Here is a 20,585-nt window from a genome sequence, read left to right as displayed (position 1 = left end):
AGAAAAAAGCCCCGAAGGGCCTTTTCATTCGATCCCGAGTTCCTGGATCTTTCGGGTGATGGTGTTGCGCCCGATGCCGAGCTTCTGCGCGGCCTCGATGCGGCGGCCCCGCGTGTTGGCCAGGGCCGTGAGGATCAGCCTCGACTCGAAGCGGCGCGTGAGCACGTCCCAGACGTCGGTGCGGCCGGCCGCCAGCAGCGCCTGCGCCTCGACCTCCAGACCGCTTTCCCAACTGCTCACGCCTGCATGCGCTTCGGTGGATTCGGAAACGGTGGGCACAGGCGCCGATTCACCGCTGGCCGCAACCGGCAGCGATGCGGCGGGCTGGGCCATTGCGGTTGGTGCGGCAGCCACGGCTTCGGGCACGTGGGCCTCGGTGCCTGCACCGACGGCCATCACCTCGGGTGGCAGGTCCTTCGCTTCGATCAGCTGGGCCGGCGCCATCACGGTCAGCCAGTGGCAGATGTTCTCGAGCTGGCGCACATTGCCCGGAAAGCTGAAGGCCGCGAGCCTGGCCAGCGCCGCGTCGGAAATGCGCTTGGGCTCGACACCGAGCTGGCGCGCGCTCACCTGCAGGAAGTGGCGCGTGAGCGCGGGCACGTCTTCGCCGCGTTCGCGCAATGCCGGCAGACGCAGGCGGATCACGTTGAGGCGGTGGAACAGGTCTTCGCGGAAGCCGCCGAGCTTGACGCGCTGCTCCAGGTCCTGGTGGGTCGCGGCGATGACGCGCACGTTGGCCTTCACCGAGTTGTGGCCACCCACGCGGTAGAAATGGCCGTCGCTCAGCACCCGCAGCAGGCGCGTCTGCAGGTCGAAGGGCATGTCGCCGATTTCGTCGAGGAACAGCGTGCCGCCCTCGGCCTGCTCGAAGCGGCCGCGGCGCATGGTCTGCGCGCCGGTGAAGGCACCGCGTTCGTGGCCGAAGAGTTCGCTCTCGAGCAGGTCCTTCGGGATGGCCGCGGTGTTGATGGCCACGAAGGGGCCGTTGGCGCGCGGCGAGTGCTTGTGCAGCGCACGCGCCACCAGCTCCTTGCCCGAGCCCGATTCGCCGGTGATGAGCACCGTGACGTTGCTTTGCGAGAGCCGGCCGATGGCACGGAACACGTCCTGCATCGCGGGCGCCTGGCCGAGCATTTCGGGCGCCGCGACCATGCGTTCTTCGGCGACTTCTTCGCGCTGGCTTTCGTCGACGGCGCGGCGGATGAGCTCGACCGCGCGCGGCAGGTCGAAGGGCTTGGGCAGGTATTCGAAGGCACCGCCCTGGAAGGCCGAGACGGCGCTGTCGAGGTCTGAAAAGGCCGTCATGATGATGACGGGCAGGCCAGGATGTTTGGCCTTGATCTTGTCGAGCAGGTCGAGCCCGGAGCCGCCGGGCATGCGGATGTCGCTCACCAGGACCTGGGGACCTTGCTGATCGTCGTCGGCGGCCTGTTCGAGTGCTGCGAGCACCTCGCGCGTGTTCGTGAAACTGCGCGTGGGCAAGTCTTCGCGCAGCAGAGCCTTCTCGAGCACGAAGCGAATCGATTGGTCGTCATCAACTATCCAGATCGGCTTCATGCATCTCCTTGTTGCCGGGCTGCTAGGGCAGCGGTATCAATATCTTGAAATCGGTTCGGCCCGGGACGCTGTCGCACTCGATCACGCCGTGATGCTGTTGCACAAAAGTCTGTGCGAGCGTCAATCCCAGCCCGGTCCCGCCTTCCCTGCCCGATACCAGCGGATAGAAGATGCGGTCCTTGATCGTGTCCGGCACACCCGGTCCATTGTCGATGACATGCAATTCCAGTGCCAGTCGATACCACTGCTTGTTGAAGATCACCTGGCGGGCGATGCGCGTCTTGAAAGTGATCTGCGCATCGCCGGCCGCGCGGCGCTCGGCCAGCGCCTGTGCGGCGTTGTGCGTGATGTTGAGCGTGGCCTGGATGAGCTGCTCGCGGTCGCCGCGGAACTCGGGAATAGACACGTCGAAATCACGCTCGATGTGCAGGTCGCGCGGAAACTCCGCAAGGATGACCGAGCGCACGCGCTCGCACACCTCGTGGATGTTGACGTCGCCCACCACGTGCGGCCGGCGGTGCGGCGCGAGCAGGCGGTCGACCAGCGTCTGCAGCCGGTCGGCCTCATGGATGATGACCTGGGTGTATTCGATGAGGTCGCGCGACTCGACCTCCATCTGCAGCAGCTGTGCCGCGCCGCGGATGCCGCCGAGCGGGTTCTTGATCTCGTGCGCGAGGTTGCGGATGAGTTCCTTGTTGGCCTGCGCCTGGTCGATGAGGCGCTCTTCGCGGTCCTGCCGCACCTGATGCTCGAGCGGCGACATCTCGATGATGAGTTCGCCCTTCTTGTCGCCATGCGCGAGCGTGACCTGCACCGGCATGAGCTCGTGATTGACGCGGCGCAGGAAGGCTTCGTAGCGCAGCGTGGCGAAGTCGTTGCTGCTTGCGCCGTCGATCGCCGTGCGCAGCACCTGCGGCTCGTGAAAGCACGCACCGAACTGCGAACCCTCGAGGGTGCGCCGCGATGTACCCAGTGCGTCTTCGAGGCCTGCATTGGCAAACAGCACCGAGCCGTTGCTGTTGACCACCGCGATCAGCGTGGACAGCAGGTCGAAGGACTGGAAGCGCGGATTGGCGCCGCTCGCCTTCTTCCCGAACACCATATGGCTATTGCGACTGCTGCTTGTTCGGCAGGCGGCCGATCTCGCGACGGATGCCGGCGATGTCGCTTTCGTTGCGCGCCAGCTCGGCCTTCATTTCGGCGACGCGGTCCAGGTACTTCTGGTAGTTGCGGCCTTCGCTGCCCTGCTTTTCGGGCTCGCCGTTGTTGTATTCCTTCTGCAGCTCGGCCTGGCGTGCCTCGGCCTTCTTGAGCTCGGCTTCGAGCACCGAACGCGCCTCGCCGTCGCGCGCGCGCTGGTCGACGCCTTCGACACGCGGGCTGCCCGCCGGCGCGCGTGCCGCGGAGGAACCACCGGACGACGCGGAGCCGCCGCCCGAAGTCTTTGTGCCTTGCACGACCGTGACGTTGCCGCCTTCCATGACCTTGCAGCCCTTCTGCTGGGCGATGGTGGCGTTGTTGGTGTACTCGTTGCCGCAACGCCAGACGCGCTCTTGCGCGAGCGCCGGTAGCGCGATCAATGAACCGGCCAGAAAAATGAGAGAAGCAGTCTTCATGTGTATCGGTGGAGGGCGGCGACAAAGGTGCATTTTCGTGCAATTCGATGCCAACCGTGACCAAATGTTCCAGCCCAATGAAAAAGGACGGCCGAGGCCGTCCTTTTGTCTTGAATCCCCGTCAGGGGCCCGCCTTTACAGCGAGTAGTACATGTCGAACTCGACCGGATGGGTCGCCATGCGGAAGCGCGTGACTTCCTGCATCTTCAGTTCGATGTACGCGTCGATGTATGCATCGGTGAACACGCCGCCCTTGGTCAGGAACGCACGGTCCTTGTCCAGGTATTCCAGGGCCTGGTCGAGGCTGTGGCAGACGGTCGGGATCAGCGCGTCTTCTTCCGGCGGCAGGTGGTACAGGTCCTTGCTGGCGGCTTCGCCCGGATGGATCTTGTTTTCCACGCCGTCGAGGCCGGCCATCAGCAGCGCAGCGAAGCCGAGGTAGGGGTTCATCAGCGGATCGGGGAAGCGCGCTTCGACGCGGCGGCCCTTCGGGTTGGCCACGAACGGAATGCGGATCGAGGCCGAGCGGTTCTTGGCCGAGTAGGCCAGCTTCACCGGGGCTTCGAAGCCGGGCACCAGGCGCTTGTAGCTGTTGGTGCCGGGGTTCGTGATGGCGTTCAGGGCACGGGCGTGCTTGATGATGCCGCCGATGTAGTGCAGCGCGAAGTCGCTCAGGCCTGCATAGCCGTCGCCTGCGAACAGGTTCTTGCCGTCCTTCCAGACCGACTGGTGCACGTGCATGCCGGAGCCGTTGTCGCCGACGATGGGCTTGGGCATGAAGGTGGCGGTCTTGCCGTAGGCGTGGGCCACGTTGTGGATCACGTACTTTTGCAGCTGGACCCAGTCGGCGCGCTGGACCAGCGTGCTGAACTTGGTGCCGAGTTCCATCTGGCCGGCGTTGGCCACTTCATGGTGATGCACTTCGACGGGGATGCCGAGCGATTCGAGCACCAGGCACATTTCCGAGCGCATGTCCTGGAAGCTGTCGACCGGGGGAACCGGGAAGTAGCCGCCCTTGACTGCGGGACGGTGGCCGGTGTTGCCGTGCTCGTATTCCTTGTCGGTGTTCCACGAGGCTTCTTCGGAGTCGATCTTCACGAAGCAGCCCGACATGTCGTTCTTCCAGCGGACGCCGTCGAACACGAAGAATTCGGGTTCCGGACCGAAGAAGGCGGTGTCGCCCAGGCCCGAGGCCTTCATGTAGGCTTCGGCGCGCTTGGCGAGCGAACGCGGATCACGCTCGTAGGCCTTGCCGTCGGCGGGGTCGATCACGTCGCAGGTCAGGATCAGCGTCGTTTCTTCGAAGAAGGGATCGATGTTGGCGGTGTTCGGGTCGGGCATGAGCTGCATGTCCGAAGCTTCGATGCCCTTCCAGCCGGCGATGGACGAACCGTCGAACGCGTGGCCCGAGGTGAATTTGTCTTCATCGAAAGCCGAGACCGGCACGGTGACGTGCTGCTCTTTGCCACGGGTGTCGGTGAAGCGGAAGTCGACGAACTTGACCTCGTTTTCCTTGACGAGCTTGAGTACATCGGCGACGGTCTTTGCCATCAGTTTCTCCTGAGTTGGATGGTGGTTAGGAATACAGGGACGAGGGATGCAGTTTCTGTGCCATTGTCGCCTCACCGGACGAGGCCTTGGCGGGGGCTGCAAACCCCAAATGGAGGCGGAAATTCACCAAGTTGGTGCCATTGATATCAACGCACCAATTCTGGGCCAAGCTTGGCATCAAAGGTGTGCAACCCTTCGATCAACTGGAGATATGCGGCATCGAGCCGGCCGGGGTCGCCCTTGACGCCCAGCTCGATGTGCCGGCCATATTCAGGGTGGTCGACGCTGGGCAGGCTGAACACCTTGATGCCGGCGTGCGTGGCCTCGATGGCCTGCATGAGCGGGGTCAGCGTGGCTTCCATGGCACCGAAAACGATCACCGACTTCTCGGCGACGGCATTGCGGGTGAACAGGTCGGCGTAGCGGCTGTCGAGCACGGACTCGATCATCGGCCAGGCCATGACCGGAAAGCCCGGCACGAAATGCACGTGGTCGACGCTGAAACCCGGAATCTTGTTGTACGGGTTGCGGATGATGGTCGCGCCCTGCGGGAACACGCCCATGTTGAGGCGGTGGATGTTGTCGGGACGGTCGGGCTCATAGGGCAGGCCCTGTTCCTCCGCCGTGTCCCGCATGCGTTCGCGGATCAGCATCTCGGCTTCGGGGTGCAGCGCGAGCGGCACGCGCAGCGCCTGGGCAGCGCACTGGCGGGTGTGGTCGTCGGGCGTGGCGCCGATGCCGCCGGTCGAGAACACGATGTCGCCCGAGGCAAAGGCGCGCATGAGCGCGGCGGTGATGCGCGTGGGCTCGTCGCCCACGTACTCCGCCCAGCCGAGTTGCAGGCCGCGCGCGGCGAGCAGCTCGATGACCTTGGCCATGTGCTTGTCGGCCCGCTTGCCGGAAAGGATCTCGTCGCCGACGACGATGAGACCGAATGCGCGTGTCATGGTGAACCCCATTGAGAGAGTGCGGCCTTGCTGGCTCCCTCGGCTTCGAGGGCCGACGTGGTGCCGTCGGCGGTCGACGCTTCGGCCATGGCACGCTGAGCGCGCAGTTGCGCAAGCGCGTCGAGGCAGTAGTGTGCGAACCAGAGCGCCGAGAAGGCGAAGACCAGTGTGTAGATCCAGATGGCGATCGGCACCAGCACGAAGAAGGCAGCGGCGAACAGCAGCCCCGATGCCCAGACGATGCTGGGCGCGGCGCCCAGGTAGCCGCAGAGCACGCCGATGCACAGCAGCGGCAGCCGATGCGCGCGCAGCAGCGCGGCGCGCTCCTCAGGGCTGGCGTGCTCGGCCAGCGCATCGAAGCTCATCACGCGGTAGGTGAGCCAGCCCCAGATCAGCGGCGGCAGGATCAGCACCAGCGGCGGAATGAGCCACAGCGGCATCGACACCACGAGGGCGATCAGCGCCAGGATGGTGACGCCCAGCGAACGCGCGACGCTGCCGAAGAACGAAGCGCCCTTTTTCTGTTCGAGCGAGGGAAAGCGCCGCTCGGCCACCAGCTTGGTCAGCGCGGGAGCCATGAAGCCGGCCACGATCAGCAGGCAGAGCACCACGATCACCGGGGTGGCGGCAAACACCACGACCAGGGACGCCAGCGCGGAAGTGACGTCACCGGAGAAAAGACGGCCGATCCAGGCCCAGAAGCTCGACAGCAGCGGCCAGGCGTCGAGCGCGCCCCGCGTCCATACAACCGCGTCGTCCCAGTAGAAGTAACCGAGCCCCGCGGCCAGCACCACCATCAGGCCCAAAGGCAGCAGCGACAGCACGATCACGCGCGGCAGCATGCAATAGGCGACCGCGCGCCAGAAGGAGTCGAGGAGCAGGCGCATGAGGCAGCGAGGATAACGCGTCGGACGCGCCTTTCAGGGCCCGGAGCCCCTCAGCCGCGACCGGCCATCCGCTTCAGGCCGAGCCACTGCTGGGCCCAGAAGCCACGGCCGTAGTCGCGCACGCGTCCATTCGCGTCCGACTCGACCTGGTCGCGGATGCCGGTCGGGTCGTAGCGGTCCTCGAAGTTCGCGGTGCGAAACAGCATGTCCCACCACGGCAGCAGCACGCCGAAGTTGTGGCCGCCCAGCGTGCTCTTGCCATTCGACTCGTGCCCCAGTCCGATGCTGTGGTGCAGCCGATGGAAGCGCGGGCTGATCCACAGCCGCTCGCCGATGGCGCCGAAGCTCAACCGCAGGTTGGCGTGCTGCAGGCTTTCGCTGAGCTGCGTGAAGGCGACGAAGGCAATGAACTGCCCCGGCGCCACGCCGATCAGCTGCGCCACGATGACGATCAGCGCGTCATGGACGATGTCGTCGAGCAGGTGATTGCGGTCGTCGCTCCACATGGTCATCTGGCGCTGCGAGTGGTGCAGCGAATGCAGACCCCACCACCAGTTGAACTGGTGCTGGCCGCGGTGGATCCAGTAGCCGACGAAGTCGAGCACCACGAGGTAGATGGCGAAGGCCACCACCGGCACATCGGTCACGCCGGGCCACACCTCGTCGAGATGGAAGGTGCCCCACCCCGCCGTGCGCAGGCTGCCCAGCGCATCGTCGAAGAAGGGCTGCAGCGTGAAGAACAGCGCCAGCCGGAACAGGCCGAGGCGGTGGATCAGCGTGTAGAGCACGTCGATGCGGATCGCATGGCGATCGACCACCGGCTCCACCGAGCGCCAGCGCTGCAACGGCCCGATGACCGCGATCAGCACCAGGATCTGGATGAGGCCGACCAGCAGCCAGCCGGTGGCGTCGAAGGCGTCCTCGGTCCAGCCGCCGAGGCCGACGGCATAGACCAGCGGCTGCACGGCGGTCTCGAAGAACCAGCCCTGCAAGGCGGAAAAGGCGTCTGTCAGCCAATCGATCATGGCGGCAACTCGTTCAGGGGTGGGACGCGATCCAGGCGCGGAAGTCCGGATGCTGGCGCAGCGTCTGGAAGCAGAAGCCCTTGGCCTTGAGACCGACGATCAGCGGCTCGAGGTTGGCCGGCGCCCACGGGTCCTTGCGCGACCAGATGCCCAGGTGCGCAAGCAGGATGTCGCCAGGACGGATGGTGTCGAGCGCCTGCGTCAGCAGCCTGGCGTTGCCGAACTTCTCGCTCGGCAGTTCGTCGCCGAGGAAGCCGGCGGGTGCCCAGCCGACGTACTTGTAGCCGCAGCCCTCGGCGGCGGCCAGCAACGCGGGGGATGTCTTGCCGCCCGGCGCGCGGTACAGCGGCAGCGGTTTCTTGCCCGTGATGGCGGCCAGGCGGTCGGACGACTTGCGGATGTTGGCGCAGTACTCGGCCGCGCTCCAGGTCGATTCCTTGCCGTCCTGCGGGCCGGCCGAAGGCTTGATGCGAAAGCTCGGCGGTGTGCCCTTGACGTCGGCGCGCCAGTACGCGTGGTCGTAAGTGTGCGAGCCGAATTCGTTGCCCTCGGTCGCCCTCGCCTTCCACCACGGCGCCCAATGGTCGTCGAGGCTGTCGCCGTCGGTCTGGGTGCGCTCGGCGGCGGCGAAGAAGGTGACGCGCACGTCATGCCGTTTGAGCACGTCGGCCACCAGCGGGGCGATGCCCATATGGCCGGTGTCGAAGGTCAGGTACACGGGCTTTTCGCAGGTGGCGCCCGGCTGCGCGCTCCAGGCCACGGGAGCCAGGGCCCCGGCCAGCGACAACGCGAGGGCCGCGCCGATGCGGCTAGATGCGCTTGCCATGATCGAGCGTCCAGACACCGTGCGGCGAACGGCCGACGTTGACCTGGCGCACGACCTTGTTGCTGGCCAGGTCGACCACGCTGAGCTTCTTGGCCCATCGCGAAGTCACGTACAGCGTCTTGCCATCGGCCGAGACGTCCATGCAGTCGGGGCCGCCGGGCACGGGATAGTTCGCGATGACCTTCAGCGTCGCCAGGTCGATCCGGCTGATGCTGTTGGCCACGCGGTTGCTGACGAACACGCTCTTGCCGTCGCCGGCCGAGCGGAAGGCGTGGGCGCCCTTGCCGGTGGGGATCTTGCCGACCAGCTTCGGCTCGGCGCCGGCCACGTCGAACACCTGCACGCCGTCGCTGCCGGTCAGGCCCACCAGCAGGGTCTTGTCGTTGTGCACGCCGAAGATGTCGGCCGGCATGGTGCCGGTGGCGGTGCGCCACTTGACGGTCTGCGTGGGCAGGTCGATGGCGATCATCTCGTCGCTGTCCTGCATCGTCACGTAGGCGATGGTGCTGGTGTTGTCGATCCAGATGTGGCTGGGCGTCTTGCCGCTGGCGATGCGCTTGGCCAGCTTCAGGTCTTTCCCGTCCCAGCGGTAGATGTCGACGTGGTTCAGGCGGTTGCCCGCCGTGACGAACCACTTCATGTCGCGCGAGAATTGCAGCTGGTACGGATCGATGATGCCGTAGACCACGCGCTGCACTTCGGCCGTGCGGGGGTTCAGGAAGGTCAGCGAATCGCCCGCCGAGTTGGCCACGATGACCGATTTCTCGTCGGGCGTCATGTAGAGGTGGTGCGGCTCCTTGCCGGTGGCAATGCGCTGCTTTTCCGTCCAGTCGACCGGATTGATCACGCTCACGTTGGCATCCAGCGAGTTGAGCACGAAGATCGGCGGAGGTTCGGCCGGCGCGGCGGCAGCGGTGTGTGCCGCCAGGGCCGTCAGACAGGAAAGCAGGAAGGCCACGGTGCGGCCGTTCGGTCGAGCAGGGAGTCGCAAGGGAAGGTTCCGAGAGAGAGCTGCGAATCTTAACGGCCAGGACTTATGGCTGGCTGACCGGGAATACGCTCTTTCGCTCGCTTTGCCCCCTATTTCGCCGGTTTCGCTGGCTTGGCCGGCGCGCGCAGCGCCGCGACCTCTTCGGCCGTCAGCCACCGCCACTGCCCCGGAGCCAGGTCGTCGGGCAGCGCCAGGTCGCCGATGCGCGATCGGTGCAGCCCCTCGACCCGGTTGCCGACCGCCGCCAGCATGCGCTTGACCTGGTGGTATTTGCCTTCGGTGAGCGTGAGCCGCAGGTGCAGCGGGCTGTCGGATTCGCAGGCGGCCGCGCGCACGGGCTTCGGGTCGTCGTCGAGCACGACGCCGGCCAGCAGCTTCGCGATCTGCGCCTCGTCCACCGGGTGCTTGGCCGTCACTTCATAGACCTTCGGCACATGGTGCTTGGGCGAACCCATTTTGTGGATGAACTGGCCGTCGTCGGTCATCAGCAGAAGGCCGGTGGTGTCCTGGTCGAGCCGGCCGATCGCCTGCACGCCCTGCACCGCCCCCTTGTTGGGACGCAGGCGCAGCGGCGACGGCAGCAGCGTGTAGATGCTCGGGTAGGTCGAGGGCTTCTGGGAGCACTCGGTGCCGGCCGGCTTGTGCAGCATCAGATAGGCCTTCTCGTGGTACGCCCACGCAGTGCCCTGGACGGTGAAAAGCAGGCCTTCGGGATCGAGGTCGGCAAAGGGGTCGGTCACCGCCTGGCCCGCGATGGTCACGTGGCCTTGCTGGACCAGGCCCGCGCACACGCGGCGCGTGCCGAAGCCCTGGGTGTAGAGGATGTCTTGCAGGTGCATGAAAAAAGAAAAAAGCGGCCGTGCCGACAAGGGCACGACCGCCTGCTAGTTTGCCGCAGTATCAGTAGCCGGCGGCCAGGCCGGTGTTGCGGCGAGGGTCGTTGGCGCCATAGAAGCGGTTGGCGCCAACCGGCTTGCCGCCCAGCGACGGCGCGCCGACGATGATCGCCGCCAGGTGGTTGGCCGGCTGCGGCACGCCCAGGTTGTGGCCCATGTCGGTCAGGATCTTGCGCGTGTCGGGGCTCAGTGCGAAGGTCTCGACGTTGGTGACGTCGGGCAGCCATTGCTGGTGGAAGCGCGGCGCATCAACGGCCTCCTGCACGTTCATGCCGTAGTCGACCACGTTCAGGATGGTGTGCAGCACGGCCGTGATGATGCGGCTGCCGCCCGGTGTGCCGACCACGAACACCGGCTTGCCGTCCTTCGACACGATGGTCGGGCTCATCGAGCTCAGCGGGCGCTTGCCTGGCTCGATCTTGTTGGCCTCGCCCTGCACCAGGCCGTAGAGGTTGGGCACACCCACCTTCGCAGTGAAGTCGTCCATCTCGTTGTTCAGCAGCACACCGGTCTTGGCGGCCGTGACCTTGGCGCCGAACCAGTCGTTCAGCGTGTAGGTGACCGACACCGCGTTGCCCCACTGGTCGGTGATCGAATAGTGGGTGGTGTTGCTGCCTTCATGCGGCGCCACGCCGGGCTTGATGTCCTTCGAGACGCCGGCCTTCTTCGGGTCGATGGCGGCGCGGATCTTCTCGGCGTAGCCCTTGTCGAGCAGTCGCTCGAGCGGGTTCTTCACGAAATCGGGGTCGCCCAGGTAGCTGTTGCGGTCCACGTAGGCATGGCGCATGGCCTCGATCTGGTAGTGCACCGACTGGGCTGAGCGGAAGCCCAGGTCCTTGAGCGGATAGCCCTCGAGGATGTTGAGCATCTCGCAGATGATCACGCCGCCCGAGCTGGGCGGCGGCGCCGACACTACGCGGTAGCCGCGGTAGTCGCATTCGACCGGCGCGAGTTCGCGCGTCTTGTACTGGTCGAGGTCGGCCTGCGTGATGATGCCCTTGCCGGCCTGGCTGGAAGCCACGATGGCCTGGCCCACCCAGCCCTTGTAGAACCCGTCGGTGCCCTTGGCGCTGATTTCCTTCAGCGTCCTGGCGAGGTCTTTCTGCACCAGCTTCTGGCCGATGGCGAAAGGCTCGCCCTTGTTCAGGAAGATCGCGCCGGAGACCGGGTCTTTCTTGAAATCGTTGGTGGCGGTGAGCAGCATGTCGATGTCGCCCTGCTCCAGCGCGAAGCCCTTGTCGGCCAGCTGGATCGACGGGGCGATCAGGTCGGCGCGCTTCATCGTGCCGTACTTTTCGCGCGCGTACTCCATGCCCGAGACCGAGCCCGGCACGCCCACGGCGAGGTGCCCGTTGGTGCTCAGGCCCTTGATGACGTTGCCGTCCTTGTCGAGGTACATGTTGGCCGTGGCGGCCAGCGGCGCCTTCTCGCGGAAGTCGAGAAAGGTCTTGCGGCCATCGGCCAGCTGCACGGTCATGAAGCCGCCGCCGCCGAGATTGCCGGCCGCCGGATACACCACCGCCAGCGCATAGCCCACGGCCACCGCCGCATCGACCGCGTTGCCGCCGCGCTTGAGCACGTCGACGCCGACCTTGCTGGCCAGGTGCTGCGCGCTCACGACCATGCCGTGCTCGGACGCGACGGGCGCCACCGACGCGGCATTCGACGCGCCGGCGGCCGCCAGCGCGAGCACCGCGGCGACGGCGGCGCGCAGCTTCGGGGTCCATTGGATTTGTTGCATGTAAAAGTCTCCTCTTGGGCGTGATGAAGAATGAAGTTCAGGCCGTCAGCAGTGCCTTGCGGCGCAGGGCGTCGAGCGCCAGCGCGACCTGCTGGCGGGCGAATTCCTTGACTGCCGGCGGGTCGGTCAGCGGCTTGTCGTCCTTGACGAAGCGCAGGCGATCGCTGCGCACTTCCGCTTCGAGATGCTCAGCCAGCGCATCGTGCGAGTGTGTGCCGTCGAGCAGCGGCAGCAGGCTTCGCTCGAGCAGCGTCAGCACCACGGGCTCGTGCCATTGATTGCAGGTGTTGGCTGTGGCACCGGCGTCGGACGCAAGGCCGGAAGCACCCCGGACAGCGGGCAGGACCTGCGGCCGGTCGGAAATCGCGTCGGCCGCTGGCACCGCAGTGCGGCGGATGCGCAGGGCGCCGAGGATCAACAGCTCCTCGAGCATGGCCAGCACGGCCGCTTCGACGTCGGCGGGCGGCTGCGCCGTGAGCGCGGAGGTGGCCTCGATGAGGGCCGGCACCGACATCGACGCCGGATAACGCATGTCGAGCAGATGCGCCACCGCCTTGTGCACCGGTACCCGCAGCGTGACCTTGCGGCCCTGGATCGCGCTGCACGGCTGCTCACGGGCATCGAGCGTGAGCGCCTCGCCGCTGTCGGCCCTGAAGACGCCGGCGAACTCGAGCAAACGGATGCGCGCGGGCTCCAGCTTGTAGCGGATATGCCTGGCTTGCTCCTGCTTGACCAACAGGGTCTGGCGGAAGGTGCGATTGACCAGGAAGTCGAGGTACTGCTCCATCATGACCTGGCTGCCGCCGCATTCGCGCAGCAGCGGATCGCGCACCTTGTCGCCGTAGTTCTGCACGAACATCGTCGACGGCTCTGCATCGGCCAGGTAGGCAAGGCCATGAACGCCCGCCCGCGCCACGAACTCCTTGAAATAGCACGGGGCATTGCAGGGCTCGAGAAACTCATGCAGCAGGTACGAGCTGCTGGCGCTGCGCACGATAGGCATCGCCTCCTCGAGCGTCTTCTTGAGCACGCTGTCGGCGCGGGCCGATTGCTCGAGGAAATCGAGCATGCCGCGTGCATAGGACAGCTTTTCGTCGGGCGTATCGCGTGGGCCGCCGCGCAGGATCATTGCGTCGCGCACGATCTCGCGCGCCTTCCACCCGGGGTACACGTTGTAGCTTACGTAGGCCACGCCATTCGGCGCGAGGTTCTCCGAGCAGATGCGCAGGATCGCGTCCTGCACCGGGCCCGGCACCCAGCTGTAGACGCCGTGGCACACGATGTAGTCGAACTGGCCGAACGAGGCGTCGATGTCCGCGAGGTTGAAGGCCTTGAGCTCGATGTTCGACAGCCCGGCGCGCCCGATGGCCGCCATGCCCTGCGCCACTTGCACCGGCGAGAGGTCGACGCCGATCGCAGAAGCCTCGGGGTGGCGCGCCGCAAAGGGAATCAGGTTGCCGCCGGCCGCACAGCCAAGCTCCAGCACGCGGGCCGTTGCAGGGGACGGAACTTCGAGCCCGAAGAGAAATGCCAGCGCTTCCAGATGCTCCATCGCCGACTGTGGGAACGGATGCGAGTCATAGGGCACCGTGTCGTAGTAAGTGGTCAACTCTGAAGTCAGCGAATCCGGCACGAGCGTCCTTTTCGGGATCTGGGCAAGCGGCAGTGCCTTGGTACGGGCACCGCGGGCAGCGATGGATTGCAGCAAATGCAATATGACAACGCTGGCCGACTATAGCCCGCGTTCGGGCAAAAAAACGAGCCCGCGCAGGCTGCGCGAATGGCACAGAAAAAAGCCCAGCCGCGAGGGCTGGGCTTGAAAGCCTCTCTGCTTGGCATGCATCGAGGTCCCCGCACAGGTTGACCAGCGGGGGACGGTTACCCGTCAAGGAGAAATTTCGGCTGGGACACAGTTTACTGTATATTTATACAGTCTTTTCAAAAAGGATACCCGCCATGTCTCTGACCGAAGAAACAACCGCTGCGCCCAATCACGCGCTCAAGGAAGCGCTGGCCTGGATCTCGAAGTTCGCGCACGCGTGGAAGGCCATCGAGCCTTCGCCGAGAAGCCTCAGCATCGACGGCTTCATCATCTGGGGGCCTGTGCTCTACGAGAAGCACAAGGGTGAAGATCCCGTGCAGTTGGCGCGCCAGTTGTTCGGCAAGTCCGGTGAATACTTCAAGTATCTCTACCCGGACCGCGGGCCCGGTGCCAGCGATCGCCGGTCTTAGAATGACCCGATGAATTGGCGCACACTGCTTCCGCTTGCCTTGGTCCTCACCGGCTGCTCGACACCACCCAACGAAGTGACTCAGGTTCGCGACGGCGTGCTGCGGGCCAAGACGTACGTACAGGCCTCGGACTATTGCGATGCGCAAAGCAAGACGCCGCGCTGGCTCGGCAAGGCGCCTGCAGAACAGGGCGTCCTGTTCCAGTGCAACTGAGTCTGGGATCGCTGGACATGGTCCAGCATCTGCAAGGCCTTGTTCAGTGAGACCCGCGTTGAGAAATGTGGTGGAGCTGGGGGGATTTGAACCCCCGTCCGCAAGCCTTCATCGCGCAGTTCTACATGTTTAGTGATCTGATTTGAGTCTCGCTTCCGGAGTCGCGCAGTCACACGCTAAACCGGACGCCAGCACCCTATTTTCTCGCCCCGACCCAAGGTACCCGGATCGGAGCCAGCCCATGTAATTATCCTTGCAGCCGGGAGGTCAGGATTGCTCCAGACCCCCTTGCCCAGCCCATCGGCCAACTGTTGCAAGGCTCACTGGCAATTAAGCAGCGAGTGCGAAACGTTCGTCGTTTGCAGTTAGTTTGTTTGAATCTGTTTTACGAGCGCATTCAGCTCGACATGCCCCGCTGCGACTCCGAACCCACGTCGAAACCAGTGCAGCCCCAAGCCGTACATTTTAGGCTCTATTGAGTAACTTCAAGAGCTCAAGGGGCGAAGAGATTGAAGCATCGGCCTGCCAGAGCGTCGAATCGGCCTGCGGCCCCATGTAGCCATAGGTCGCCGCAACCGTACGCATGCCCGCAGCCCGGCCCGCGATGATGTCGCGCTCGTCGTCGCCGACGTAGACACACGCCTCCGATGGCACGCCGAGCCGGCGCGCCGCCTCATGCAAGGGCTCGGGATGCGGCTTCGCGAATGGCGTGGTGTCGCCGCTCACTACCGCGCCCGCACTCGCAAAAAGCGGAATAGCGCGCGTCAGCGGATCGGTGAAGCGCATCGACTTGTTGGTGACGACGCCCCACAGCAAGCCAAGCTCGCGCAGCGCCTCGATCAGCGCCTGGATGCCGTCGAATACCTGCGTGTTGAGCAGCATGCGGCGCTCATAAGCCACGAAGAACTCTTCGCGCAGCTCATTGAACTCGGGCGAATCCGGCGTGATGCCGAAAGCAACGCCGAGCATGCCGCGCGCGCCTGCTCCGGCCATGGGGCGGTAGCGCTCCAGCGGGTACGAATGGAGGCCGCGATCGGTGCGCATCTTGTCGGCTGCAGCACCCAGATCGGGCGCGCTGTCGATCAGCGTGCCGTCGAGGTCGAACAGCACGGCCCGGGTCTGCGCGCCCATCATTTCGTTGAATCCGGCGAGGCCGGCTTCTGCGTGGCGAACATGTAGTTGACGCTGGTGTCGCCGCTGAGCCAGTAGCGCCGGGTCAACGGGTTGTGCTCCATGCCGCGGGTGTACCGCAGATCCAGGCCCGCCGCGCGGCAGTAGCCGGCCAGTTCGCTGGGCCGGATCAGCTTTGCATATTCGTGGGTCCCGCGCGGCAGCATACCGAGGACATACTCGGCGCCCACGATCGCAAACATGAACGACTTCAGATTGCGGTTGATCGTCGAGAAGAACACCCAACCGCCCGGCTTGACGAGCGCTGAGCAGGCCTGGATCACCGAGGCCGGCTGCGGCACATGCTCGAGCATCTCCATGCAGGTGACGACATCGAAGCTGCCCGGCTGCTCGACGGCCAGCGCCTCGGCACTGATTTCGCGGTACTTCACTCCGCGGGTGCCGGCCTCGAGCGCATGCAGTTGCGCGACCTTGAGCGCCTTGCCCGCAAGGTCGATGCCCAGCACCTCGGCGCCCTTGCGAGCCATCGAGTCGGCCAGGATGCCGCCGCCGCAGCCGATATCAAGCACGCGGCGCTGCGAAATTGGCGCAATTCCGTCAATCCAGTCCAGGCGCAGCGGATTGATTTCATGCAACGGGCGGAATTCGCTCTCCAAATCCCACCAGCGATGTGCGAGTTCTGAAAACTTGGCCAGTTCGGCGGGATCCGCATTCACATTTTCTGTCATACAGCGATTATGAAACGAGCAATGACCGATAAGCAGCGCGTCGGCTTTGCTGACAAAAGATCAATCGCGAATTCGACGGCCATAAAAAAACCCCGCCTAGGCGGGGTTTTCATGATCGATGGAATCGACTGATTAGTTGGCGCGGGTGCCGACCACTTCGATTTCCACGCGACGGTTCTTGGCGCGGCCTTCCTTGGTGCGGTTGTCAGCCACAGGCTGCTTCTCGCCCTTGCCTTCGGTGTAGACGCGGTTGCGTTCGATGCCCTTCGAGACCAGGAAGGCCTTGACGGCTTCGGCGCGACGCACCGACAGACGCTGGTTGTAGGCGTCCGTACCGATCGAATCGGTGTGGCCCACAGCGATGATGACTTCGAGGTTCACGCCACGGATCTTCTCGACCAGGTCGGTCAGCTTGGCGCGACCTTCGGGCTTCAGAACCGACTTGTCGAAGTCGAAGAAGGCATCAGCAGCGAAGGTCACCTTGTTGGCAGCGACTTGCGGCGCGGCCGGTGCGACCGGAGCAGCAGGGGTCGGAGCAACAGCAGCCGGAGCAGCAGGAACCAGAGCGCCGTCGCAACCAGCGGCAGCCGTAGCCGGCGTCCAGTTGGCATCGCGCCAGCACAGTTCGTTCGTGCCGTTCTTCCAAACCAGTTCGCCGGTGCCGTTTTGCCAGTTGTCGATCGTAGGACCGCCGTCCGCAGCGGTGACACGGGTCTGCGCGCCGGCGGCAGTGGCGAGCGCAGCGACTGCAAACATCATCGCCACTTTATTCAGTTTCTTCATGGTTCTCCTCTTGGGGAAAAAGCCGCAGCCGCGCTGCGAATCAAGGACGCTTTAAGTGACCACCACCCAAAACGTTGAGGCGATTGTGCCATAGGGTCTTTGGCAAACAGGCCGCTGGACGGCCCGGAAGCGTAGGACGGAGGCGGAATAGGCCGCTTGTGTTGCGGCGGTGCGACACCCCTCACAGCGTAAAATTTCGCCTTCCTGCCGCCAGCCCCTTGCTCATGACCTCCTTCGCAAAAGAAACCCTGCCCATCAGTCTCGAAGAGGAAATGCGCAGCAGCTATCTCGATTACGCCATGAGCGTGATCGTGGGCCGAGCACTCCCCGACGCTCGCGATGGCCTCAAGCCCGTGCACCGCCGCGTGCTGTACGCGATGCATGAGCTCAACAACGATTGGAACCGGCCGTACAAGAAGTCGGCCCGTATCGTCGGCGACGTGATCGGTAAATATCACCCGCACGGCGACCAGTCGGTCTACGACACCATCGTGCGACTGGCCCAGGACTTCTCGATGCGCCACATGCTGGTCGACGGCCAGGGCAACTTCGGGTCGGTCGATGGAGACAACGCGGCCGCAATGCGGTATACGGAAATCCGGCTGGCCAAAATTGCGCACGAAATGCTGGCCGATATCGATAAGGAAACTGTCGACTTTCAGGACAATTACGACGGTTCGGAAAAAGAACCGAAAGTACTGCCCAGCCAGTTGCCGAATTTGCTGGTCAATGGCTCCGGCGGTATTGCGGTCGGCATGGCCACCAATATCCCGCCGCACAACCTGAATGAGGTTGTCGACGCCTGCCTGCACCTGCTGCGCAACCCCGAGGCCAGCATCGACGAGCTGATGGAAATCGTGCCGGCACCCGACTTCCCCACCGCCGGCATCATCTACGGCATCAACGGCGTGAAGGACGGCTACCGCACCGGCCGCGGCAAGGTCGTGATGCGCGCCAAGTGCCACTTCGAGGACATCGACCGCGGCCAGCGCCAGGCGATCATCGTCGACGAGCTCCCCTACCAGGTCAACAAGAAGACGCTGCAGGAACGCATGGCCGAACTGGTGCACGAGAAGAAGATCGAAGGCATCAGCCACATCCAGGACGAATCCGACAAGTCGGGCATGCGCCTGGTGATCGAGCTCAAGCGCGGCGAAGTGCCCGAGGTGGTGCTCAACAACCTCTACAAGCAGACGCAGCTGCAGGACACCTTCGGCATCAACATGGTGGCGCTGGTCGACGGCCAGCCCAAGCTGTGCAACCTGAAGGACCTGATCCAGGTCTTCCTGCAGCACCGCCGCGAAGTGGTCACGCGCCGCACCGTCTTCACGCTGCGCAAGGCCCGCGAACGCGGCCACGTGCTCGAAGGCCTGGCGGTGGCACTCGCCAACATCGACGAATTCATCCGCATCATCCGCGAATCGCCCACGCCACCCGTTGCCAAGGCCGAGCTGATGACCCGCAGCTGGGACAGCAAGCTGGTGCGCGAAATGCTCACGCGCACGCGCGCCGACGGCGGCGTGATCAACGCGGACGACTACCGCCCCGAAGGCCTCGAGCGCGAGTTCGGCATGGGCGGCGACGGCCTCTACCGCCTGTCGGAAACGCAAGCCCAGGAAATCCTGCAGATGCGCCTGCAGCGCCTGACCGGCCTCGAGCAGGACAAGATCGTCGCCGAATACAAGGACGTGATGGCCGAGATCGACGACCTGCTCGACATCCTCGCCAAGCCCGAACGCGTCTCGACCATCATTGGCGAAGAACTCGGCACCATCAAGCAGGAGTTCGGCCAGTCGAAGATCGGCGCGCGCCGCAGCTTGGTGGAGCACAGCGCCTACGACCTCTCGACCGAAGACCTGATCACGCCGACCGACATGGTCGTCACGCTCTCGCACAGCGGCTACATCAAGAGCCAGCCGCTGGGCGAGTACCGCGCACAAAAACGCGGCGGCCGCGGCAAGCAGGCGACGGCCACGAAGGAAGACGACTGGATCGACCAGCTTTTCATCGCCAACACGCACGACTACATCCTGTGCTTCTCGAACCGCGGCCGGCTGTATTGGCTCAAGGTCTGGGAAGTGCCGGCGGGTTCGCGCGGCTCGCGCGGACGCCCCATCGTCAACATGTTCCCGCTGCAGGAAGGCGAGAAGATCAACGTCGCCCTCGCCCTGACCGGCGATAAGCGCAACTTCCCAGCCGACCAATACGTATTCATGGCAACCTCGATGGGCACGGTCAAGAAGACGGCGCTCGACGAGTTCAACAACCCGCGCAAGGGCGGCATCATTGCCGTGAACCTCGATGAAGGCGACTACCTGATCGGCGCCGCACTCACCGACGGCAAGCACGACGTGATGCTCTTCAGCGACAACGGAAAAGCCGTGCGCTTCGACGAGGAAGACGTCCGGCCGCTGGGCCGCAACGCCCGCGGCGTGCGCGGCATGTCGCTGGAGCCGGGCCAGGGCGTGATCGCCATGCTGGTGGCCGAGGACGAGCAGCAAAGCGTGCTCACCGCCACGGAAAATGGTTACGGAAAGCGGACAAGCATTACCGAATACACCCGCCACGGCCGGGGAACCAAAGGCATGATCGCGATTCAACAGAGTGAGCGCAACGGCAAGGTCGTTGCCGCCACTCTGGTGCATGCGGATGATGAGATCATGCTCATCACCGACAAGGGCGTGCTGGTGCGCACCCGGGTTGCCGAAATTCGTGAACTTGGTCGCGCAACGCAAGGCGTTACGCTGATCGGGCTCGACGAAGGCGCCAAACTCAGCGGGCTACAACGTATCGTCGAAAACGACGCGAACGGCGAAACCGAGCCTGACGCGGACGATACTTCCTCATCTTCAACGGAGAATCCTCAGTGAAAAAAATCAAACTCGCGCTTCTGACGGTCGCCCTGGCTGGCAGTTCGATGGCCGCCATGGCCCAGGACAAGGCCGCGCTCATCAAGCAGTTCATCGACATCCAGCGCCCCGGCATCGAATCGCTGGCACGCGGCCTGGTCGAGCAATCGAGCGCTCCGATCGCACAGGCGGGTTCGCAGTACCTCCAGACGCAAGTGCCTGAAGCCAAGCGCGAAGCCGCCGCCAAGGCTGCCGACGCCGAACTGAAGAAGTACTTCGACGAGACCTATCCGATCGTTCGCGATAAGGCCATTCAACTGGCCCCAGGTGCCCTCACCCCTCTGCTGGAGCAGAACTTCAACGAAGACGAACTCAAGCAGCTGCTGGCCTGGATCAACTCGCCCCTGAGCAAGAAGTACCAGGACCTGAACCCGAAGATGCAGACCGCACTGACGGAAAAGCTCGTGTCCGACACGCGCGCCTCGGTCGAACCCAAGATGCGCGCACTCGACACCGCAGTCGCCAAGGCACTCGGCGCGCCGACCGACGGTGCCACCCAAGGTTCCGCTCCCGCCAAGGCACCTGCCAAGGCTCCAGCCAAGAAGTAAAAGC

General features: G+C 64.6%; 19 protein-coding genes and 1 other RNA gene. 4 read left to right on the top strand and 16 right to left on the bottom strand.

The features are described 5' to 3' along the window. Positions 1 to 24: 24 nt before the first annotated feature. The 12 genes from ntrC to ASD05_RS02840 all read right to left on the bottom strand — a co-directional run bounded on the left by ntrC (position 25) and on the right by ASD05_RS02840 (position 13,646). A complete protein-coding gene (gene ntrC / locus ASD05_RS02895; protein WP_056587319.1) occupies positions 25 to 1,557 on the bottom strand; it encodes a nitrogen regulation protein NR(I) in 1,533 nt (510 codons plus the stop codon). 22 nt (positions 1,558 to 1,579) lie between these two features. Continuing rightward, positions 1,580 to 2,659: a nitrogen regulation protein NR(II) gene (gene glnL, locus ASD05_RS02890; protein ID WP_056510423.1), complete on the bottom strand. Its 1,080-nt coding sequence runs from the start codon at positions 2,657 to 2,659 to the stop codon at positions 1,580 to 1,582. Positions 2,660 to 2,663: 4 nt separating this feature from the next. Continuing rightward, entirely contained in the window at positions 2,664 to 3,173 is a 510-nt protein-coding gene (locus tag ASD05_RS02885) for a hypothetical protein (protein ID WP_056587316.1), read from the bottom strand. A gap of 135 nt (positions 3,174 to 3,308) precedes the next feature. Next, the gene (gene glnA, locus ASD05_RS02880; protein ID WP_007829403.1) at positions 3,309 to 4,724 is read right to left on the bottom strand and encodes a type I glutamate--ammonia ligase; all 1,416 of its coding nucleotides are present in this window, start codon (positions 4,722 to 4,724) and stop codon (positions 3,309 to 3,311) included. A gap of 146 nt (positions 4,725 to 4,870) precedes the next feature. Beyond that, positions 4,871 to 5,671: a competence/damage-inducible protein A gene (locus tag ASD05_RS02875; RefSeq protein ID WP_200955376.1), complete on the bottom strand. Its 801-nt coding sequence runs from the start codon at positions 5,669 to 5,671 to the stop codon at positions 4,871 to 4,873. Beyond that, the gene (locus tag ASD05_RS02870; protein ID WP_056587310.1) at positions 5,668 to 6,558 is read right to left on the bottom strand and encodes an EI24 domain-containing protein; all 891 of its coding nucleotides are present in this window, start codon (positions 6,556 to 6,558) and stop codon (positions 5,668 to 5,670) included. The genes ASD05_RS02875 and ASD05_RS02870 overlap by 4 nt, the downstream gene beginning before the upstream one ends. Before the next feature lie 50 nt (positions 6,559 to 6,608). Continuing rightward, a complete protein-coding gene (locus ASD05_RS02865; protein ID WP_056587307.1) occupies positions 6,609 to 7,583 on the bottom strand; it encodes a sterol desaturase family protein in 975 nt (324 codons plus the stop codon). 13 nt (positions 7,584 to 7,596) lie between these two features. Then, positions 7,597 to 8,409: a polysaccharide deacetylase family protein gene (locus ASD05_RS02860; RefSeq protein WP_056587304.1), complete on the bottom strand. Its 813-nt coding sequence runs from the start codon at positions 8,407 to 8,409 to the stop codon at positions 7,597 to 7,599. Further along, positions 8,393 to 9,400 (bottom strand): YncE family protein, encoded by a 1,008-nt coding sequence (locus tag ASD05_RS02855; protein ID WP_082571939.1) that lies wholly within the window; start codon positions 9,398 to 9,400, stop codon positions 8,393 to 8,395. The genes ASD05_RS02860 and ASD05_RS02855 overlap by 17 nt, the downstream gene beginning before the upstream one ends. Before the next feature lie 89 nt (positions 9,401 to 9,489). Then, positions 9,490 to 10,239 carry a pseudouridine synthase gene (locus ASD05_RS02850; protein WP_056587302.1) on the bottom strand — a complete coding sequence of 250 codons (750 nt, stop codon included), beginning with the start codon at positions 10,237 to 10,239 and terminating at the stop codon, positions 9,490 to 9,492. A 61-nt stretch (positions 10,240 to 10,300) separates the two neighbouring features. After that, a complete protein-coding gene (gene ggt, locus ASD05_RS02845; RefSeq protein ID WP_056587287.1) occupies positions 10,301 to 12,037 on the bottom strand; it encodes a gamma-glutamyltransferase in 1,737 nt (578 codons plus the stop codon). A gap of 37 nt (positions 12,038 to 12,074) precedes the next feature. Further along, on the bottom strand, positions 12,075 to 13,646 hold the full coding sequence (locus tag ASD05_RS02840) for a class I SAM-dependent methyltransferase (protein WP_235507833.1): 1,572 nt from the start codon (positions 13,644 to 13,646) through the stop codon (positions 12,075 to 12,077). A 347-nt stretch (positions 13,647 to 13,993) separates the two neighbouring features. On the opposite strand from ASD05_RS02840, the gene ASD05_RS02835 reads away from it, so the two are divergent. After that, the gene (locus tag ASD05_RS02835; protein ID WP_056587284.1) at positions 13,994 to 14,269 is read left to right on the top strand and encodes a hypothetical protein; all 276 of its coding nucleotides are present in this window, start codon (positions 13,994 to 13,996) and stop codon (positions 14,267 to 14,269) included. A 9-nt stretch (positions 14,270 to 14,278) separates the two neighbouring features. Continuing rightward, on the top strand, positions 14,279 to 14,482 hold the full coding sequence (locus ASD05_RS02830) for a hypothetical protein (RefSeq protein WP_007829384.1): 204 nt from the start codon (positions 14,279 to 14,281) through the stop codon (positions 14,480 to 14,482). 68 nt (positions 14,483 to 14,550) lie between these two features. On the opposite strand, the gene ssrA is transcribed toward ASD05_RS02830, so the two are convergent. The 4 genes from ssrA to ompA form a co-directional block, all read right to left on the bottom strand. Next, positions 14,551 to 14,935: a transfer-messenger RNA gene (ssrA, locus tag ASD05_RS29265) on the bottom strand. A 12-nt stretch (positions 14,936 to 14,947) separates the two neighbouring features. Then, complete coding sequence (locus ASD05_RS02825) at positions 14,948 to 15,613, bottom strand: HAD family hydrolase (RefSeq protein ID WP_056587811.1); 666 nt, start codon at positions 15,611 to 15,613, stop codon at positions 14,948 to 14,950. Then, positions 15,613 to 16,341: a bifunctional 2-polyprenyl-6-hydroxyphenol methylase/3-demethylubiquinol 3-O-methyltransferase UbiG gene (ubiG, locus tag ASD05_RS02820; protein WP_056587281.1), complete on the bottom strand. Its 729-nt coding sequence runs from the start codon at positions 16,339 to 16,341 to the stop codon at positions 15,613 to 15,615. The genes ASD05_RS02825 and ubiG overlap by 1 nt, the downstream gene beginning before the upstream one ends. A gap of 132 nt (positions 16,342 to 16,473) precedes the next feature. Continuing rightward, entirely contained in the window at positions 16,474 to 17,124 is a 651-nt protein-coding gene (ompA, locus tag ASD05_RS02815) for an outer membrane protein OmpA (protein WP_056587277.1), read from the bottom strand. Positions 17,125 to 17,348: 224 nt separating this feature from the next. Between ompA and gyrA the strand changes: the two genes are divergently transcribed. Continuing rightward, positions 17,349 to 19,994, top strand: a complete 2,646-nt coding sequence (gene gyrA / locus ASD05_RS02810) for a DNA gyrase subunit A (protein WP_056587274.1) — start codon at positions 17,349 to 17,351, stop codon at positions 19,992 to 19,994. Further along, positions 19,991 to 20,581 (top strand): DUF2059 domain-containing protein, encoded by a 591-nt coding sequence (locus tag ASD05_RS02805; RefSeq protein WP_056587271.1) that lies wholly within the window; start codon positions 19,991 to 19,993, stop codon positions 20,579 to 20,581. The genes gyrA and ASD05_RS02805 overlap by 4 nt, the downstream gene beginning before the upstream one ends. The last annotated feature ends 4 nt before the right edge of the window (positions 20,582 to 20,585 follow it).

This window comes from Variovorax sp. Root434, assembly GCF_001426595.1.
Lineage (GTDB): Bacteria > Pseudomonadota > Gammaproteobacteria > Burkholderiales > Burkholderiaceae_C > Variovorax.
The sequence above is the reverse complement of the archived record's forward strand: the minus strand, read 5'-3'. Positions and strand labels throughout refer to the sequence as shown.

Bases quoted from the DNA above. Each gene is read 5' to 3' on its own strand.
- glnL (WP_056510423.1), bottom strand. From the start codon at position 2,659: ATGGTGTTCGGGAAGAAGGCGAGCGGCGCCAATCCGCGCTTCCAGTCC.
- ASD05_RS02875 (WP_200955376.1), bottom strand. From the start codon at position 5,671: ATGACACGCGCATTCGGTCTCATCGTCGTCGGCGACGAGATCCTTTCC.
- ntrC (WP_056587319.1), bottom strand. From the start codon at position 1,557: ATGAAGCCGATCTGGATAGTTGATGACGACCAATCGATTCGCTTCGTG.
- gyrA (WP_056587274.1), top strand. From the start codon at position 17,349: ATGACCTCCTTCGCAAAAGAAACCCTGCCCATCAGTCTCGAAGAGGAA.
- ASD05_RS02865 (WP_056587307.1), bottom strand. From the start codon at position 7,583: ATGATCGATTGGCTGACAGACGCCTTTTCCGCCTTGCAGGGCTGGTTC.
- ASD05_RS02830 (WP_007829384.1), top strand. From the start codon at position 14,279: ATGAATTGGCGCACACTGCTTCCGCTTGCCTTGGTCCTCACCGGCTGC.
- ASD05_RS02860 (WP_056587304.1), bottom strand. From the start codon at position 8,409: ATGGCAAGCGCATCTAGCCGCATCGGCGCGGCCCTCGCGTTGTCGCTG.
- ggt (WP_056587287.1), bottom strand. From the start codon at position 12,037: ATGCAACAAATCCAATGGACCCCGAAGCTGCGCGCCGCCGTCGCCGCG.
- ASD05_RS02835 (WP_056587284.1), top strand. From the start codon at position 13,994: ATGTCTCTGACCGAAGAAACAACCGCTGCGCCCAATCACGCGCTCAAG.
- ASD05_RS02870 (WP_056587310.1), bottom strand. From the start codon at position 6,558: ATGCGCCTGCTCCTCGACTCCTTCTGGCGCGCGGTCGCCTATTGCATG.
- ASD05_RS02850 (WP_056587302.1), bottom strand. From the start codon at position 10,239: ATGCACCTGCAAGACATCCTCTACACCCAGGGCTTCGGCACGCGCCGC.
- ompA (WP_056587277.1), bottom strand. From the start codon at position 17,124: ATGAAGAAACTGAATAAAGTGGCGATGATGTTTGCAGTCGCTGCGCTC.
- glnA (WP_007829403.1), bottom strand. From the start codon at position 4,724: ATGGCAAAGACCGTCGCCGATGTACTCAAGCTCGTCAAGGAAAACGAG.
- ASD05_RS02885 (WP_056587316.1), bottom strand. From the start codon at position 3,173: ATGAAGACTGCTTCTCTCATTTTTCTGGCCGGTTCATTGATCGCGCTA.
- ASD05_RS02825 (WP_056587811.1), bottom strand. From the start codon at position 15,613: ATGGGCGCGCAGACCCGGGCCGTGCTGTTCGACCTCGACGGCACGCTG.
- ubiG (WP_056587281.1), bottom strand. From the start codon at position 16,341: ATGACAGAAAATGTGAATGCGGATCCCGCCGAACTGGCCAAGTTTTCA.